Below are 18,259 nucleotides of genomic sequence, written 5' to 3' on the forward strand. Positions count from 1 at the left end.
TCCAACGCAAAACGGCGCCCCTTGGGGCGCCGTTTGTTTTCAGGTGCACCGCTCTTCTAGTTCAGGAGAGACGGCACAATGGTCACGATGGAAGGTGCAAGCGCCAGAAGCAAAAGCCCGCCCATCTGGATCAACACAAACGGAATGATCCCACGATAGATGTGACCTGTCGTGACCTCTTTGGGGGCCACGCCGCGCAGATAGAAGAGCGCAAAGCCGAAAGGCGGCGTCAGGAACGAGGTCTGAAGGTTCACCGCGACCATGATCGTCACCCACTTGGGATCGAACGAGCCGCCATAGATGACGGGACCGACGATCGGGATCACGATGTAGATGATCTCGAGGAAGTCGAGCACGAACCCGAGGATAAAGAGCACCAGCATCACGATGAGGAACGCGGTCCATTCATTCGAGAAGCTGCGCAGGAAGTCCTGGATATAATGCTCACCACCGAACGAGATCAGCACGAGGTTCAAAAGCTGCGAGCCGATCAGGATGGTGAAGACCATCGAGGTCACTTTGGCCGTTTCACGAACCACAGGCGACAGGACACCATATTTGAACAGCACGTAGCAGCTCCAGAAGAAGCCGAACATCGCGAACAGGAACGCGCCAAAGGCAACGATGAACGCGATCAGGTTCTCGAAGCTCATCCCGCCTTCGGCAAAGCGCATGTCGAAGTTGATCCCGACAATCAGCATCAGGCCGATGGCAATGGCCGTATAGATGACCATCTTGGCAGAACGACCATTGTTGATGAGCACGCGGCCCGCAGCAAGAAGGATCGCGCCGCCCGCACCGAGCGCCGCAGCGGGCGTCGGGTTGGTCACACCGCCAAGGATCGAACCGAGAACCGCAACGATCAGAACGAGAGGCGGGAAGACCACCTTGATGATATCGTTCTGGCTCATGCGGAAGGCCGCCTCTTTTACGCCGATATAGACGAGGAAAAGCGGAAGCGCGATCCAGAGGACGGTTTGTCCTGCGGTGGTGACAGGGCTGATAAAGGCAATGTCGATCACCGCGATGAGACCAACACCGATCGCACCGATCACCAAAGGACGCGCATCGAGACCGGGGTTCACGCCGCGAGCAACCGCCAGAGCAAGGCTTGCTGCAAGCATGAGTATCGCAAGACCCGTGCCGATGATCGGCGCAACGCCAAGCTGACGCTCGAATTCGGCAGCGCGCTCTTCTTCGGTGAGAAGTCGGGCTTCCTGAGCGCCGCCATTGGCCTCGATGGCCTGTTGCTGTGCAACCGCCTCGTCCCAAGCCTCCTGACCATGAAGATCGATCATCGAAGCCTGACATTCGGGCGAAACATTGGTGCGAAGGCTCGCGGCTTCAGAGGCATCCGAATAGGTGTCGACGATGATGGTCTGCGATCCAACGATGTTCAGCTGCCCTGCAACAACGACGGCAAGCACGAGAGCCGCGGGAACCCCGAGGAACCAAGTCAGAGCCTCGTTACGGGTGCGCAGAACTTTGCCGCTTGCGGCCAACTGCACCGCAGGCGCCTTGGACGGGTTGAGAAGTGCGAAGCCGAAGGCATAGACCGCATAGAGCACCGCCAGCAAAATGCCCGGAAGCAGCGCCGCCTGGAACAGGGTGCCGACCGAGACCACCGCGGGCTCGCCCAGATAGGTCAGAGCATCGGTGCAGCCCGCAAGAACGGCGCGGTCTTCCTGAGCGGCGGAGTAGAGATCGCCTGCCAGAGTGCCCAAGAGAACGATCACGATCGACGGCGGAATAATCTGGCCGAGCGTGCCCGAAGCCGCAATCACACCTGTCGCCAGTTCAGGCGAATAGTTGTTCTTGAGCATGGTCGGCAGTGCCAGAAGACCCATGGTCACAACAGTAGCGCCCACGATCCCCGTCGATGCGGCAAGGAACGCACCCACAACCACGATGGACACGGCAAGACCGCCCGGAAGCGGACCGAAGACGTTCGCCATCTTGGTCAGAAGCTCGTCCGCAATGCGCGAACGCTCGAGCATAATGCCCATCATCACAAACATGATCACGGCAAGCAGGGTCTCGATCGACTGGCCCGCAAAGACGCGCTCGTTCATGCGGTTGACGATGAACGACACGTTGCGGTCCATCGCCACTTCCCAGCCCTGTTCAAAGACGGCTTTGCCGACCCTTGGCAGATCAGGATAGGTGAAGACCGAGATCGCGTCTGGTTTGACCCCCGTGCTCGTCAAGGCCCGATAGGCCTCGGACGAGGTGTCGATGGCCTGATGGATCAGCAATCCCGCGCTATCGAGCGCGGCAATCGCCGCAAAAGAGATCACAGCCGCACCACCGATCGCAAAAGCGACGGGGAAGCCGGACAGGATCGCACCAAAGAGCGTCAGAAATACGATAATGATACCGATTTCGACGCCATCAAGTCCTAGAAACATCTTGCTTTCCCCTTAGTGGATTTCGGCCACGAGCTCGGCTTGTTCATCGCCAAGAACGTCTTTGTCATGGAATTTGCCTTCTGCGGCCTCGCCCTCTTTGCGCTCGAGATACGAGCGATAGAAGAACGCGAAGGCGTGCAGCATAACCATGGCCGTGTAAGTCAGCATCAAAAGCTTGAAGAGGAAATAGGCGTTGAAGCCGTTCGGGCTGAACCCGATGGTTTCGATGTTCCAGCGGACAGCGGGTGCCTTGCGGATCACCTTTTCAAGCGTGTCGGAGGCCGAGATATTGGGCACCATCATGTGGCGCCAGAAGAAGAACCATGCATAGATCCAGACGATCAGCGCCGAAGGCAGCATGAACACAAGGCTTCCCATCATGTCGATGGTCTTCTTCGTGCGGTATTTGACCGACGAATAGACAAGATCGACGCGCACGTGTCCGCCCTGAACAAAGGTGTAGGTCGCACAAAGAGCGACGATCAACGCATTGTAGAACTTGAGACTTTCCGACCACCAGCTCACATCGAAGGTAAAGGCCATGCCGAACCCGATGGTGATCTGGCTCACGGCAAAAACGCGCTGAAGGAAGATGATCATGATCTGGATGAGCACCATCGCAAGACCGGCCCAAGCCATGGTGCGGCCGACCGAATTGGCAAAGGTCTCGAGCCCGCGCACGACGCCCCACATGAAACCGTTGTGCAAGAAGCCGATCACAGAGACGATCAGCAAAAGCACCAGCATCACGAAAAAGAACTCTTCGGAGGCACCGTAATAGACGAAACGCAACAAGGATTGCTTGTCTTCGGTGGTGTTTTCCCACGTGACCCAATCGAGCCAGCTCGAGACATGCGTAAACGCGTAGAACAGATTGTAGAAAGCTTCGAGAAGATTACCGAAGAACCACTGAAGAGCACCCGAGGCCTCGAATTGGTCGAGACAGCTGACGCCCCCCTCTTCGCTCGCGGCGAAAAAGCCGCTGCACTGGGTCGTTTCGTCCATTGTTATCCTCACCCCAATAACGGACGGAGCGCGAAAGGCGCTCCCTATTGCAGGTCAGGCCCCTCCGGATAACCGGAAGGGCCCATTTTGACGAGAGTGTCTGCGGATTAGCCTGCGTTGACGCGGGCGCGCTGGCGCTGGAACACGCCGTCCGAGATGCTGGTCCAGTCATAGGTCGATGCGACCGATGCTTCGAAGGACGCACGGATGCGTGCAAAGAGCTCGTCACCCATGAATTCGTCGAGCGCTTCTTTGGAGGCCTTGCCGAAGGCATCCCAAACGTCATCGGGGAATTCCATGATCTTGACGCCCGACTGACGAAGACGCTCGAGAGCGGCACCGTTGTTGGCGTCCGACTGCGACAGCGACCAGTGGTGCGTTGCCATAGCGGCGGTTTCGATGATCTTCTGCTGCGAGGGGGTCAGCGATTCAAAGACATCGCGGTTCACAGCACAAGCAAGTGCCGAACCCGGCTCGTGGAAGCCGCCGGTGTAGTAGAATTCACAGACTTCCTGGAAGCCGAGACGTTCGTCGGCGAACGGACCGATCCATTCTGCGCCGTCGATCGCGCCCGAAGCGAGCGCCTGATAGATTTCACCACCCGGAACGTTCTGGACCGAAGCGCCGGTGCGACCGAGCGCGAGACCGCCGATGCCGGGCATACGGAACTTGAGACCCTGAAGGTCGGCTGCCGAGTTGATTTCCTTGCGGAACCAACCGCCGGGCTGGTGGCCGGTGTTGCCGCACAGGAACGACTTGAGACCGAAGATCTGGCCAAGCTCGTCATGCAGCTCTTTGCCGCCGCCGTGCTGATACCAGGAAATCATCTCGCCGCCGGTTGCACCGAAGGGCACAGCGGTGAAGTAGTAGTAGCCGGGATGCTGACCACCGAAGTAGTAGTCTGCCGAGTGATACATGTCGGCCTGACCCGAGCTTACGGCGTCGAACACTTCGAAGGCGCCGACGAGCTGGCCTGCGGCCTTTTTCTCGATCACGATCTCGCCGTCGGCCATCGCATTGACGAGTTCAACGAATTTTACTGCAGCGTCATCAAAAACGGCAAAGCCATCCGGAACCGAAGTCACGAGCGTGAGCGTGCGGGTGCCCTGAGCGATTGCCGGAGCGGCAAGGCCGGTAGCAGCGGCAGCGGTGCCGCCGAGTGCAGATGTTCTCAGAAAAGAACGACGATCCATGGTTTCCTCCCATTTGGATTGATCCCTACTTTACGTAGAGACGCTTCGAACTAGTGCCCCACGCTAGCCGTTCACTTCGCGATCTGAAAATACCTATTACTACGTAGGGACCCACATTTGTCAGGAAAACTAACCAAAAACGTTGATTTGAAAGGAGCAAAATTCGAAGTAATTTTGTGATCCTTGCTGGTTTCCCTATGACAAAGCCCCGAATCCCCCTATCGAATCGGCATGTTTTCCCGCCTCTCACACTTGCGACTCCGCTATGGCGTGCCCTTTGCCCAACAGTTCACACTGTTGGCCGTATTGCCCTTGATCATCGCGGTTGCGGTGATCGCGGGTGTCGTTGCCAACCAGTCGAATATCCTCGCCGCGCGCGAGGTCCGTGCGCTCGAAGCGCAGATCCTCAATGCCAAGCGTGACGAGCTATCCAACTATGTCTCGATCGCGCGCTCGGCCTTCGAGAACTTCTATGCCCGCAAGGCCACAAGCGACAGCCGCGCCAAGCTTGAGGTGACGCGACTTCTTGCCGCGATGCTTGTGGATCAGGACAGTTACTTCTTTGTGTTCGATTATGACGGCCAGAACCTTGTAGCCTCTCGCACCAGCGGGCTCATGGGTCGCAACCGGCTGGGCTTTCGCTCCGACGAAGCGCCGGAGATCACGCAAAAGCTCATCGAAATCGCGCAGAACGGCGGCGGATACCATTCCTTCAAATGGCCCCGCCCCGTCACAGGCGAAGCGGGCGAGATGGTGGTCTATGTCAACGGGCTTCAGGAATGGGGCTGGGTCGTGGGCACGGGGGTCTTTCTGAACGACATCAAAACCCAGATCGCCAGCGCCGAAGCCGAAATCGCGGGGCGCATCACCCGAACATCGTTCTATATTCTTACGATCGCCACCGCCGCGCTCCTTGCGGTCTTCGGGTCGGGCTTGTTCCTGAACCTGCGCGAAAGACGGGTGACGGACGCCAAGCTCAAACAGCTCACCCAGCGGATCGTCGACACACAAGAAGAGGAACGCGGCCGCGTGGCGCGTGAGTTGCACGATTCCATTTCGCAAATGCTGGTGGGCGTGCGCTATGCCTTGGAATTGGCGCGCCGCCGCCTGTCCTTGGGGGATGAACGCGCCAGCGAGAGCCTTGATAAGGGTATCTCGAGCCTTGGCAGTGCCATCCAGGAGGTCCGCCGGATCAGCCGCGACCTGCGCCCCGGCGTTCTCGATGACCTCGGGCTTGGTCCTGCAATCCAGGCGCTGATCGAAGAATTCGAAAGCCGAACGGGTATCAAATCGGACTTTGAAACGGTGGTGTTCCGCGGACGTCTCGACCGCGAGGGCCGTATCGCACTCTACCGCATTGCTCAGGAAGCGCTCACCAATATCGACCGCCATTCCGAAGCCACGGCAATCAATATTACTCTTCGCGGCACGCGCAACGGGGCGTTGATGCGGATCTCGGACAACGGCAAGGGCATGGATTGGCCCCAACCCGCCAAGGCCACAGGCGGGCTCGGGATGCGCAACATGCAAGAGCGGCTCGAACAACTCGGCGGCACGCTCAAGGTCAAAAGTGAACCGGGCGGCGGGACGACCATTGAAGCGCTCGTCCCCTTGAGCCATATGCTCGCGCCCGAAAACACAGCAAAGGACAAGGCATGACGATCCGTGTCGTAATCGTGGATGACCACCCGATGGTCGCAGAAGGGATCGAGGCACTTCTCGAAACCTATGACGAACTGACTGTAGTTGCGGCTCTTTCTTCCGGCCAAGAGGCGGTGGACCGCGTCGACGAGCTGAACCCCGATGTGATCCTGCTTGATCTCAACATGCCGGGGTTGGGCGGACTATCGGCGACCGAACTCATTCTTGAAAAGCGCCCCGAAACCAAGATCGTCATTCTATCGATGCACGACACACCCGAATACATCTCGACGGCGCTGAACCATGGTGCGCGCGGCTATCTTCTCAAGGATGTGCCGACCGAGGAAATCTTTACCGCGATCCAGACCGTGATGTCGGGACAGGATTACCTTTGCACAGGCGCCAAAGGGTCACTCAAGCCGCGCATCACCGACGGGCGCGAGCCTCTGACCAGCCGCGAACAGACGATCCTTTTGCAGCTTGCGACAGGTAAATCGAACAAGGATGTGGCGGCAGAGCTCAATATTTCGGTGCGCACGGTCGAAACCCACCGCAAGAACATCAAACGCAAGTTGGGGATCAGCTCGACCGCGGGCCTTACCCGCTATGCCCTTGAACACGGTGTCGTTCAGGGCACGGGCGTCAACACCTAGAGCTTGGCTTTGACAAAAGCGACAACGGCATTGGCGTGCCCGTGACCCATCGCATGGGCTTCCTTAAGGTGGGCGACGACCTCCATATGCTTGAGCCCTTCGCCGAATTTGGCCTCTGCAATCCCGAGCCAATGGTCGATAGGCTGACCGTATTTCTTTTCGATTGACGGAAAATAAGAGGCAGGGCCTTTGACAGGTTCGGTCATTGTAATCCTCGGATGAAACGTGACCAGATCGTGCTCCGAGGCAGGGTTCAGAGCAACCCCGTTTTTCGCATCCGGAAAAGAAAGAGCCCCGACCAAGGGCGGTCGGGGCTCCTGATTTTCGATCAGCGCAGCGTTTAGCCGATCATCGCGCCGTCATTGCGCCAGACCGCTACGATGGACGAGCGCGGCAAACCCGTTTCCGAAGGAAAGCTCCCGCCGGGGTGCTGGATGCCGACGAACATCGTTCGCTTGTCCGACGACCAGGTGAGGCCCGTGACTTCCGATCCGTTCGGACCCGTAAGGAAACGCGCAATCTCGCCCGTGACAGGGTCGCCGACCAGCATCTGGTTGTTGCCCTGCCCTGCAAAGTCGCCCTCGTTGCTGTCATCACCATCGGTCTGGATCCAGAGCAAACCACGGCTATCGAACATCATGCCATCGGGCGAGTTGAACATGTTGCCGGAGGTGACATTCGGGGAGCCTGCATAGGCGTCGCTATGCACATCGGGATTGCCCGCCATGACATAGAGATCCCAGACAAAGTCGATGGCCGCATGGTCTTCGTTCTCGGGGAACCAACGCACGATCTGACCGTATTCGTTGGCCTCGCGTGGGTTCGGACCTTCGGCGGGGGTGGCGTCACCACCGGCGTTCGGTTTGACGCCACGGTTCTTGTTGTTGGTGAGCGCGCAATAAGCCTGACAGGCGTGTGGGTTCACTGCAACCCACTCGGGACGGTCCATCGTGGTGGCTCCGAGTTTGGACGCTGCCTGACGGGTAAAGATCGCGATTTCTGCCGCGCTCATGCCCGTCGACTCTTCGGTGAGCGCCAGCCATTCACCGCGCCCCTCTTCGTAGAACTTTGCCACATAGAGCGTGCCCTCGTTGAGGAGACCGGAAGTGTCACCGCCTGCCTGATAGACGCCGTTCGAGACGAACTTGTAGAGGAACTCGCCGCGCTCATCGTCGCCCATATAGACCACCACGCGGCCATCGGGAGCCAGAACGCAGGCCGCGTTCTCGTGCTTGAAACGACCAAGCGCAGTGCGTTTGACGGGGGTGCTTTCGGGATCTGCGGGGTCGATCTCGACGATGTAGCCGAAGCGGTTGGGCTCGTTCGGCTCTTTGGTCACGTCAAAACGCTCGTCGAATTTTTCGTAGGCATAGCGGCTCGGACCCGCGAGAATTCCGTAACGACCGAATTCGGCGGGCACGTCGGCACCCTCTTCCAGCGAACCGAAGTAGCCGTTGAAGTTCTCTTCACAGGTCAGATAGGTGCCCCAAGGCGTCTTGCCTGCCCCGCAGTTGTTGAGCGTGCCCAGCACGGTGCGCCCCTCGGGATCGGCAGAGGTCTTGAGGAGATCATGACCCGCCGCAGGACCTTCGAGCGTCATCGGGGTGTCGTGGGTGATACGGCGGTTGAACGGGCTGTCCTTGACCACGGCATAGCCGTTGTCGCCGCGCGCGACTTCAAAGACGGCCACACCTTGGGCGTTCTTGAGCTTGAGCGCGTCCTCGGCGCTCAGCACGTCGCCTGCGGTGAGCGGAAGGTTGGTTTCGGGATTGGCGTATTCGTGGTTCACAGCGATCACTTCGCGGCCGCCCACATTGAACAGTTCCATCCCGTCGGTATTTTCACCCACGGCGCGCGCCTGCGACGCTGCGGTGCCGCCCGTTGCATGGTCGAACTCGGGCGCGTCAGAGAAGAGCGGCTCGCCCCAGCTCGTCAGGATATTCCATGAATAGCCTTCGGGCACATGAACCGAAAGATCGGTTTGGATGTCGATCGGGGTAAAGCCGAAACGGCTCATCGCCGCGGCTTGGGCCTCGGCCGAAGTGCCCGACAGAAGCCCCGTGCCCATCACAGCAGCGCCCGATCCGAAAGCGAGCACGCCCGAAAGGAATCCGCGACGCGACAGCGCCTTTTCTACGACAACGTCAAAATCCGTTACCTCGGGGCGCGGCGAGCGCATCTCGTCCCATTCGTCCCAGCTCAGGTTACGATGATCGGCGTCTTTCATATCTTGCTCCAGTGCAGCGTTAAAACTGCGCGCAAATTTCCGCATGGAAGCAAAGATTATGTGACGATCTCGCAAAGTTTCCGTGACAGTCGAAAAACCGGTTTTGAAACAAAGTTGCGCGAAACGGGGTGAAAAAGTTATTTTCTCCACTTTCGATGCGTTTCTCGTGTTGACCTCCTTTTTCTGCAGAGGCATAACGTGCGAACGAAACGAAAGGGCCTCGGGAATGGATCTCGTCGTGGAACTAGTGGGGAAATGGCGCGTGGGCCGGTAACGGTAAAACCATAATGGTCTCCCATGCGCCCCCGGACAAAAACCGGGGGCTTTTTCGTATCAAATGCAAAGACGACGATAGGATAAGGAACTCGAACATGTCTCGTCAGATGACCGGAGCGAAAATGGTGGTCCAAGCCCTGAAGGATCAGGGTGTGGATACGATATTCGGATACCCCGGTGGCGCTGTGCTACCGATCTATGACGAAATCTTTCAGCAAAACGAGATCCAGCACATCCTAGTTCGCCATGAACAGGCTGCGATCCACGCTGCCGAAGGCTATGCCCGCTCGACCGGCAAGCCGGGCGTTGCGCTTGTGACCTCGGGTCCGGGTGCAACCAACGCCGTCACGGGTTTGACCGATGCCTTGATGGATTCGATCCCGCTGATCGTCTTCTCGGGTCAGGTTCCGACCTTTATGATCGGCTCGGACGCCTTTCAGGAGGCGGACACCGTCGGCATCACCCGTCCCTGCACCAAGCACAACTGGCTCGTCAAAGACACCGAGACCCTCTCGGCGACGATCCACGAAGCATTCCACGTAGCGACCTCGGGCCGTCCCGGTCCCGTTCTGATCGACATCCCCAAGGACGTGCAGTTCGCAACGGGCAACTACACCGAAAAGACCAAGCTCAAGTCGAAATACCAGCCGCAGGTCAAAGGTGCGATCGAGGGGATCAATGATCTCGTAAAGCTTATGGAAAAGGCCAAGCGCCCGATTTTCTACACGGGCGGCGGCGTCATCAACTCGGGTCCCGCAGCAAGCCAGCTCTTGCGCGAACTCGTCGAAGCAACGGGCTTTCCGATCACCTCGACCCTCATGGGTCTTGGCGCTTATCCCGCTTCGGGCAAAGCGTGGCTCGGGATGCTCGGCATGCACGGCCTTTATGAGGCGAACATGGCGATGCACGACTGTGATCTGATGATCAACATCGGTGCCCGTTTCGACGACCGTATCACGGGCCGTGTCGATGCCTTTTCGCCCAAGTCGAAAAAGGCGCATATCGACATCGACGCCTCTTCGATCAACAAGATCATCCATGTCGATATCCCGATTGTCGGTGATGTGGCACATGTTCTCGAAGACATGCTCAAGGTCTGGAAGTCGCGCGGCCGCGTGACCGAAAAAGAAGGGCTCGACAAGTGGTGGAAGCAGATCAACGAATGGCGCGCCGTGCGTTGCCTTGCCTATAAGAACAGCGAAACGACCATCAAACCGCAGTATGCGCTCGAACGTCTCGAAGCGCTGACCAAGGGTATGGACCGCTACATCACGACCGAAGTGGGCCAGCACCAGATGTGGGCGGCGCAGTTCCTCGGCTTCGAGGACCCGAACCGTTGGATGACTTCGGGCGGTCTCGGCACCATGGGCTATGGCTTCCCCGCGTCGATCGGCGTGCAACTTGCCCACCCCGATGCTCTTGTCGTGAACGTCGCGGGCGAAGCTTCGTGGCTGATGAATATGCAGGAAATGGGGACCGCGATCCAATACAAGCTCCCCGTCAAGCAGTTCATTCTCAACAACGAACGTCTCGGCATGGTGCGTCAGTGGCAGCAGCTCCTCCATGGCGAGCGTTACAGCTCCTCTTGGTCCGAGGCGCTCCCCGACTTCGTGAAGCTCGCCGAAGCCTTTGGCGCCAAGGGCATTCTCTGCTCCGACCCCAAAGATCTCGATGACGCGATCATGGAGATGATCAACTACGATGGCCCCGTGATTTTCGACTGTCTCGTTGAAAAGCACGAGAACTGCTTCCCGATGATCCCCTCGGGCAAGCCTCACAATGAAATGCTACTCGCTGCGGATGCCGACGCCTTCGCCAGCGGCGCTGCGCTGGTCTAAGGAGAACCGACATGTCTGCACTCCGCATCAAAAAAGGCTCGTCGAGCCACTCGGCCTATGACCTACGCTCCAATTTCGGCGACGAGATCGAGCGTCACACGCTGGCCGTCACCGTCGTCAACGAACCTGGTGTTCTGGCGCGTGTGATCGGGCTTTTCTCGGGTCGCGGCTATAACATCGAGAGCCTTACCGTTGCCGAGATCGACCACGAAGGGCATCGTTCGCGGATCACCATCGTGACCTCGGGAACACCGCAGGTCATCGCCCAGATCAAGGCCCAGCTTGGCCGTATCGTGCCCGTGCTCGAGGTCCACGACCTCACCGCCGAAGGCCCGAGCGTCGAGCGCGAGCTTGGCCTTCTCAAAGTGGCGGGCGCAGGTGAAAAGCGGGTCGAGGCATTGCGTCTGGCCGATATTTTCCGCGCCAATGTGGTAGATTCGACGCTGGAAAGCTTTGTGTTCGAGATCACCGGCACGCCCGAGAAGATCGACGCATTTGCCGATCTGATGCGTCCGCTCGGGCTTGTCGAGATTGCCCGCACGGGCGTTGCGGCCTTGGCGCGCGGCGCGAAATAAACACGCCGACAGCGCGTGGACTTTGGGCGAAGTGATCACCCTTCGCCCTTTTTCGTTGTCAAATCAGTCTTCGAGATTGAGCCAAGCAAGCTCTTCAGGCGTCAGCGTCACCTCGAAAGCGGGCAAGGTCGAGACGATCTCGCCCGCGCTTCTCGGCCCGATAAGGGCAAAGGACGGAAACGACTGACCCAGCACCCACGCCGCCGCGATATTGTGACGCGACACGCCGTATTTGGCGGCAAGCTCCCCTGCCCGTTTGCGGCGCTCGTCATTGGCGGCCGAGCCATAGCACGTGTCGGGTGCGGTATCCTCGGGCAAGCGTCCACGAAGCGCGGCATCAAGGAAAAAGCCCCGTGCCTGAGAGGACCAGCTCATGTGCATGGTGCCCGTGCGGCGCAGCCATTCAAGCGTTTTGGGCGTGTTCGAGGTCACACAGCCCGCCCAGACGGGTTTCTCCATCACTGCAAGCGAAAGGTTGTTGTTGAGAATACGCGGCGGCTCGAGCCCCTTGGCCTTGGCATAGGCAACCGCTTCGTCAAAACGCTCGACCGTCCAGTTCGACCCGCCCCAGATACCGATCCGCCCCTTGTCGCGTTCACGGGCGATGGCCTCGACAAACTCGCCGACGGGAACCTCGGGGTTGTCGCGGTGCATGATGTAGATCGCGGCACGGTTCGTTTGAAGTCGGGTCAGGGAAATGTCGAGCTGCGCTCCAATGGCGTCGGGCACGCAATAAGGCGTATGCGCCCCCTTGACGATCACGTTGATCTGATCGGCCACGCCGCGCGCAGTGATCCATTCGCCCAAAATCGCTTCGTGAAGACCGCCACCATAGACAAATCCGGTGTCGAATGTGTTGCCTCCCGCTTCGAGCCAAGCGTCCCAGACTACAGCGCCTTCGGCGATGGTATCGCGATTATCGCAACCGAGGATCAATTGCGAAACGGGGTTCTGCACCCCATCGACCTTGAGCGTTTTCATCGGGGTCAGACCCTTGGGCAGAACACCCGAGAGCCTGCGGATCGTAGCAGGTGTTTCGCCGACCACCTTATAGCCGAGTTCGCGCCGCCATGTATCAAGCACATGCGCATTGCCGAGCGAGGCTTCGGGCGTCATTGCAGGGTAAGAACAGCCCAGTTGACCGCTGAGAATGGCGACACTCGCCGCTTCGGCCTCGTAGGCAAAGAGCATCTTGGGCGCGGCGATCTCTTCGATACGCGCGACCTCGCCCGTGATTTCGATCCGCGTGTCGGCCGGGCCTTGCTGCCGTCCCGGAATCCACGGGTTTTCAAGCCGCAGCATGCCTTTTTCACTTGTTACTTCAATGACTTGGGGCATATTGCGGGCAACGGCAGAGGCGATCTCGGCCGTGACACCATTCCCGAATTTGGCAAGACCATAGGCCACTTCATCGATGCCGCTTTGCCCGATGACGCCGCTCCCTTTCAAGGAGACGGGATCAAGCCATCGACCCTCGGCAACGCCCGCAAAGAGCCGCGCCGCCGAAACAGCATAACCGCCCACGTCAAGAATTCCACCGCCCGCCATTGAGGGATCGTAGAGACGGCTTTGGGGATCAAAACCCGCCGCGAACCCGAAGAGCGCCCGCACATGCTGCACGGCGCCAAGCTCGCCGCTCTTGAGGATCTCGACCGCCCGCGCGATTTGCGGATGGTGGAGATACATATAGGCCTCCATGAAAAAGACCCCCTCCTGCGCCGCAGCCTCGGTCAAGGCAGCGACCTCGGCCGCATTAAGCCCCGCAGGCTTCTCGACAGAGACATGTTTGCCCGCACGGATCGCCATCAACGCTTGTTCGGCATGGAACGGATGCGGCGTCGCGATATGGATCGCATCCACCTCGGGATCGTCGAATATCGCTTGATAGTTCGAATAGACCTTGTCCGCCGCGACACCGAATTCGGCAGCAAAGGCAGCGCCCCGTTCGGGTGAACGGCTCGCAATGGCAAACAGTGTGCCGTGCTCACTTTCCGACAGCCCCTTGGCGAAATTCCAAGCGATCCGTCCCGGACCGATAATACCCCATTTGACGCTCGCCATCTGCGTTCCTCCTGCCGCGATTTGGCCCGACAGTTACAACTTGGATGAGAGCCGTCAACAGATTTAGTAAATTTTTACCAAATTACACCGAGGGTATGCACACTCCACGCCATCCAACGCATTGCGCAAATTGTTTGACCATGCAAAATGCCCCAATGTCAGAGAACGCAAAAAGACCCAGAGTGAAGAAAACAGGCGCTACGTTGAAGCAGATCGCCAATCGAACGGGCGTGTCTGTTTCGCTTGTTTCGCGCGTGCTGAACTTTGACGGGAGCCTGTCTGTCGGCGACGAAACCCGCCAAAAGATCATCGAAACGGCCGAGGCTCTGAACTACGAACCGCCGCGCCGTCGCAAGAAACTCTTGCTTGAGGCTGACCAGCGCAAGATCGCCTTGATCCATTTCCTCCGCCCCGAACAAGAATTGAGCGACCCCTATTATGTGGCGCTCAGGATCGGGATCGAAAGCCGCTGCGTGGCGCTCGGGCTTGAACAGATCAAGATTTACTCGGGCGCGCCGATGCCTGACCCCGATATGCTTGAACGTGTCGCGGGCTGCATCATTATCGGGCGCCACACCGAGGCCGAGATCGACGAAATCCGTCAAAAGTCCAAACATATCGTCATCGCGGACCATATGCCGCTCGAGGACGACATCGACGCGGTGCTTTGCAATCTCAAAGCTGCGACGCATAAACTATTGAAATCCATAGATGGTCTTGGATACCAGAGGATCGGCTTCATTGGTTGGCAGGACCGCAATCGCGGCAATGCGCCCCCGTCACCCGAGGCGCGCTTTATCGCTTACCGCAACTGGATGGAGAGCCGGGATCGCTTTGACCCGACGCTGACCGCGCTTGGTGCCAATACCGAACAAAGCGGGCATGACCTCACGCTTGAACTCCTTGAGGCACCTGGCCGTCCCGATGTGATCGTCACCGCAAACGACAATATGGCGGTCGGAGCCTATCGTGCGATTCTGGAATCGGGACTCAAGATCCCCGAGGATATCGCAATCGCGAGCTTCAACGACATCTCGGCCGCCCGCTTTTTGAACCCTCCCTTGACCACCGTCCGCCTCCCCGCCGAGCGGATCGGAGAGAACGCTGTCGATCTTTTGATCGAGCGGCTCTCAGGACGCAAATTAGCCAAGCAAATCAACCTTGAGAGCAAGATCGTCTGGCGCGAGAGCTGCCGCAAACCGCCCCAAGCGTAGCCCCAAAGCCCCGCTCTTTCAAAAACCTCCTCCAACGTCATTTGGTAAAATTTTACTAAATTTCTTGCTAAGGATGAAAATCTTGGGCTAGATATGCGCATGTCGGAGACTGGGCCGACACATCTATGGGAGGAAATTCAATGACGAACACCGCTCTTTTGAAGCGGGCGACCACGCTTGGCCTCGGCGCAAGTTTGCTCGCTATGACTTCGGCTTTCGCCGGCGATTTGAACGTTTGGGCATGGGACCCGAATTTCAACGGCGCTGCGATAAACAAAGCCGCCGAAATCTACAAAGCCGACCACCCCGAATTCAATCTCACCTTCAACGCCTTCTCGCGTGAAGAAGTGGAGCAAAAGCTCCAGACACAGCTCGCCTCGGGCACGATCGACGGGCTTCCCGACATCGTCCTGATCGAAGATTACTCTGCGCAGAAATTCCTTTTGTCCTTCCCCGGCGCGTTCGAACCGCTGACGGATGCTTTCGACTATTCGCAGTTCGCCGATTACAAAGTCGCCCTCGCCACCGTCGGATCGGAAACCTACTCGGTGCCTTTCGACTCGGGCGTGACGGGCTGGTTCTATCGCTCTGATATCCTTGGCGAAGCAGGCTACAGCGCGGCTGACCTCGAGAACATCACGTGGGACCGCTTCATCGAGATCGCCAAGGACGTCGCCGCCAAGACCGGCAAGCCGATGCTGTCGCTCGACATCAACGATCCGGGCATGTTCGTGATCCTGCTCCAATCGACGGGCCATTGGTTCTTTGACGAAAACGGCGAGCTGGACATCGTCGGCAACGAAGCCTTCAAGGCGGCACTGGCCGACTATACCGAAATCCTTCAGGCCAAGGAAATCTACAAACCCGTTTCGGGCTGGGCGGAATACACCGGTGCCTTTACGGGCGGTGATGTGGCCGCTGCGCTGACGGGCGTCTGGATCACAGGCACCATCAAGGCCGCCGATATGCCGGGTCAATGGGCCGTTGCGCCGATCCCGCGTGTGGACGGCGTCGAGGGCGCAACCAACGCGTCGAACCTTGGGGGGTCGAGCTGGTATCTGCTTTCGTCCTCGCAGAACAAAGACGAAGCCAAGGCCTTCTTCAATGACGTCTGGGCGTCGAATATCGACTTCTATCAGGACATCCTTGTCGGCCAAGGCGCTGTCGGCTCGCTCCTCGCCTCGCGCGAAGGTGCCGCCTATCAGTCGACCGACGACTATTTCGGCGGTCAGGCCGTCTGGCAGGACTTCTCGAACTGGCTCGGCCAGATTCCGGGCGTCGATTACGGCATCTTCACCTATGAAGTCCGCTCGGCGATCGCGACCCAGCTTCCCGCTCTTGCAGATGGCGCCGATCTTGATGAAGCCATCGAAAAGATCGAAGCCGAAGCCCGCGTTCTGACGCAATAAGACAAGTGCGGCCCTTGGGGGAACCCGAGGGCCGTTCGCATAAGGGGGGAGGAAAGCTCGTGGCGCAAACTCGCTTGGGGCGGAACGAGAATATCAGCGGTTGGGCCTTTATCGCGCCTGCCATGGTATTGCTCGGCATTTTCATGATCTGGCCGATCTTGTGGTCGCTCTGGATGTCGTTCCAGACAGGCCGCGGGATGAACATGTCCTTCGGCGGCCTGAGCAACATCATCCGCCTGACCGAAGACCCGATCTTTCTAAAGGCCTTGGGCAACACGCTTACTTTCCTTGCGATCCAAGTGCCTATCATGATCATGATGGCGCTCGTCTTTGCGGTGATGCTGAACTCGCCGCGCCTGCGCTTTCGCGGGCTTTTCCGCACCGCAATCTTCTTGCCTGCCGTCACCTCTCTCGTTGCCTATTCGATCCTGTTCAAATCGCTCTTTTCGACCGACGGATTCGTAAACGCGTCGCTCATTGCCTTGGGACTTTCGGACCGAGGGGTGAATTGGATGGGCGATCCTTTCTATGCCAAGATCGTGATCATCACCGCGATCACATGGCGCTGGACCGGCTATAACATGATCTTCTACCTTGCCGCGCTCCAGAACATCGACAAATCCATTTATGAAGCCGCCCGCATCGACGGCATCCCTGCCCATGCGCAGTTCTTCAAGATCACCGTTCCGATGCTCAAGCCCGTGATCCTCTTTACCACGATCATGTCGACCATCGGCACGCTTCAACTCTTTGACGAGGTCCAGAACATCACGCTCGGCGGGCCTGCAAATGCGACGCTCACGCTTTCGCAGTATATCTACAACCTGACCTTCCGCTTCATGCCGTCCTTTGGCTATGCGGCGACGGTCTCTTATGTGATCGTGGTCCTTGTTGCGATCCTGTCCTTTGTCCAGTTCTATGTCGCGAGGGACCGCAAATGACCAACCGCTCGCTCCTGTCCTTTTTCCAATACGGCGTTTTGTCGGTCGCGGCGTTCCTGTCGGTCTTTCCCTTCTTCTGGATGGTGGTCGGTGCCACAAACACCAGCGCCGACATCATCAAGGGCAAGGCGACCTTCGGCTCCAACCTTTGGACGAACATCGTCAATCTCAATGCCCAAGTAGACCTGCCCCGCGTTCTGTTCAATTCGTTCTACATCGCGATCATCAGCACGCTCCTGACGCTCGTCGTCGCTTCGGCCGCAGGCTACGGGTTCGAGATTTTCCGCTCCAAAGCGCGCGAGAGGCTCTTTGGCGGGCTTCTTTTGATGCTCTCGATCCCCTTTGCCGCGCTCATGGTGCCGCTTTTCATCATGTTCGCCAATGCGGGGCTGATTAACACCTATTCCGCGATCATCGCGCCGTCCGTGGCGAATATCTTTGTGATTTTCTACTTCCGTCAGGCGACCAAAGCTTTCCCGCACGAGCTTCGCGATGCGGCCAAGATCGACGGTCTCAAGGAATGGCAAATCTTTGCCCGCGTCTATTTCCCCGTGATGCGCTCGACCTATGCGGCGGCGACGATCATCGTCTTTATGCTCAACTGGAACAACTATCTCTGGCCGCTCATCGTGCTCCAGACCAACGAGATGAAGACCATGGTGCTCACCATTTCTTCGCTCGCCTCCGCCTATACCCCCGATTTCGGAGTTGTGATGGTCGCCACCATTCTCACAACTCTGCCCACCCTCATCATCTTCTTCCTACTCCAGCGTCTCTTTGTCCAAGGCATGCTGGGCTCGGTGAAATAAGGACCAAGA

14 protein-coding genes are annotated in these 18,259 nt (G+C 58.3%); 8 read left to right on the forward strand and 6 right to left on the reverse strand.

What is annotated here, in order from left to right:
• Window positions 1-56: 56 nt before the first annotated feature.
• The 3 genes from QQG91_RS07330 to QQG91_RS07340 form a co-directional block, all read right to left on the reverse strand.
• Window positions 57-2,408, reverse strand: coding sequence for a TRAP transporter large permease (locus QQG91_RS07330; protein ID WP_285769572.1), 2,352 nt, complete (start codon window positions 2,406-2,408; stop codon window positions 57-59).
• Window positions 2,409-2,420: 12 nt separating this feature from the next.
• Window positions 2,421-3,413 carry a TRAP transporter small permease subunit gene (locus tag QQG91_RS07335; RefSeq protein ID WP_285769573.1) on the reverse strand — a complete coding sequence of 331 codons (993 nt, stop codon included), beginning with the start codon at window positions 3,411-3,413 and terminating at the stop codon, window positions 2,421-2,423.
• A gap of 107 nt (window positions 3,414-3,520) precedes the next feature.
• Window positions 3,521-4,606, reverse strand: a complete 1,086-nt coding sequence (locus tag QQG91_RS07340) for a TRAP transporter substrate-binding protein (protein ID WP_285769574.1) — start codon at window positions 4,604-4,606, stop codon at window positions 3,521-3,523.
• Window positions 4,607-4,858: 252 nt separating this feature from the next.
• On the opposite strand from QQG91_RS07340, the gene QQG91_RS07345 reads away from it, so the two are divergent.
• Both QQG91_RS07345 and QQG91_RS07350 read left to right on the forward strand, forming a co-directional pair.
• Entirely contained in the window at window positions 4,859-6,265 is a 1,407-nt protein-coding gene (locus QQG91_RS07345; RefSeq protein ID WP_352232085.1) for a cache domain-containing protein, read from the forward strand.
• Entirely contained in the window at window positions 6,262-6,900 is a 639-nt protein-coding gene (locus tag QQG91_RS07350; RefSeq protein WP_285769576.1) for a response regulator transcription factor, read from the forward strand. Before QQG91_RS07345 ends, QQG91_RS07350 begins: the two co-directional genes overlap by 4 nt.
• Here QQG91_RS07350 and QQG91_RS07355 read toward each other — a convergent pair.
• Window positions 6,897-7,106 carry a DUF4287 domain-containing protein gene (locus QQG91_RS07355; protein ID WP_285769577.1) on the reverse strand — a complete coding sequence of 70 codons (210 nt, stop codon included), beginning with the start codon at window positions 7,104-7,106 and terminating at the stop codon, window positions 6,897-6,899. The genes QQG91_RS07350 and QQG91_RS07355 overlap by 4 nt on opposite strands.
• A 134-nt stretch (window positions 7,107-7,240) precedes the next feature.
• Window positions 7,241-9,127, reverse strand: coding sequence for a PhoX family protein (locus tag QQG91_RS07360; protein WP_285769578.1), 1,887 nt, complete (start codon window positions 9,125-9,127; stop codon window positions 7,241-7,243).
• Window positions 9,128-9,498: 371 nt separating this feature from the next.
• Here QQG91_RS07360 and QQG91_RS07365 point away from each other — a divergent pair, with 371 nt between their 5' ends.
• Both QQG91_RS07365 and ilvN read left to right on the forward strand, forming a co-directional pair.
• The gene (locus QQG91_RS07365) at window positions 9,499-11,241 is read left to right on the forward strand and encodes an acetolactate synthase 3 large subunit (RefSeq protein WP_285769579.1); all 1,743 of its coding nucleotides are present in this window, start codon (window positions 9,499-9,501) and stop codon (window positions 11,239-11,241) included.
• 11 nt (window positions 11,242-11,252) lie between these two features.
• Window positions 11,253-11,816, forward strand: coding sequence for an acetolactate synthase small subunit (gene ilvN / locus QQG91_RS07370; RefSeq protein ID WP_285769580.1), 564 nt, complete (start codon window positions 11,253-11,255; stop codon window positions 11,814-11,816).
• Window positions 11,817-11,879: 63 nt separating this feature from the next.
• Here the strand turns inward: ilvN and QQG91_RS07375 are convergent, their stop codons facing one another.
• Complete coding sequence (locus tag QQG91_RS07375; RefSeq protein ID WP_285769581.1) at window positions 11,880-13,877, reverse strand: aldo/keto reductase; 1,998 nt, start codon at window positions 13,875-13,877, stop codon at window positions 11,880-11,882.
• Window positions 13,878-14,059: 182 nt separating this feature from the next.
• On the opposite strand from QQG91_RS07375, the gene QQG91_RS07380 reads away from it, so the two are divergent.
• The 4 genes from QQG91_RS07380 (at window position 14,060) to QQG91_RS07395 (ending at window position 18,250) form a co-directional block, all read left to right on the forward strand.
• Window positions 14,060-15,091, forward strand: a complete 1,032-nt coding sequence (locus tag QQG91_RS07380; protein WP_285769582.1) for a LacI family DNA-binding transcriptional regulator — start codon at window positions 14,060-14,062, stop codon at window positions 15,089-15,091.
• Between the two features lie 140 nt (window positions 15,092-15,231).
• Window positions 15,232-16,500, forward strand: a complete 1,269-nt coding sequence (locus QQG91_RS07385) for an ABC transporter substrate-binding protein (protein WP_285769583.1) — start codon at window positions 15,232-15,234, stop codon at window positions 16,498-16,500.
• 59 nt (window positions 16,501-16,559) lie between these two features.
• Window positions 16,560-17,441: a carbohydrate ABC transporter permease gene (locus QQG91_RS07390; RefSeq protein WP_285769584.1), complete on the forward strand. Its 882-nt coding sequence runs from the start codon at window positions 16,560-16,562 to the stop codon at window positions 17,439-17,441.
• Window positions 17,438-18,250: a carbohydrate ABC transporter permease gene (locus QQG91_RS07395; RefSeq protein WP_285769585.1), complete on the forward strand. Its 813-nt coding sequence runs from the start codon at window positions 17,438-17,440 to the stop codon at window positions 18,248-18,250. The genes QQG91_RS07390 and QQG91_RS07395 overlap by 4 nt, the downstream gene beginning before the upstream one ends.
• The last annotated feature ends 9 nt before the right edge of the window (window positions 18,251-18,259 follow it).

The sequence above is a fragment of the Marivivens sp. LCG002 genome (assembly GCF_030264275.1).
Classification (GTDB): domain Bacteria; phylum Pseudomonadota; class Alphaproteobacteria; order Rhodobacterales; family Rhodobacteraceae; genus Marivivens.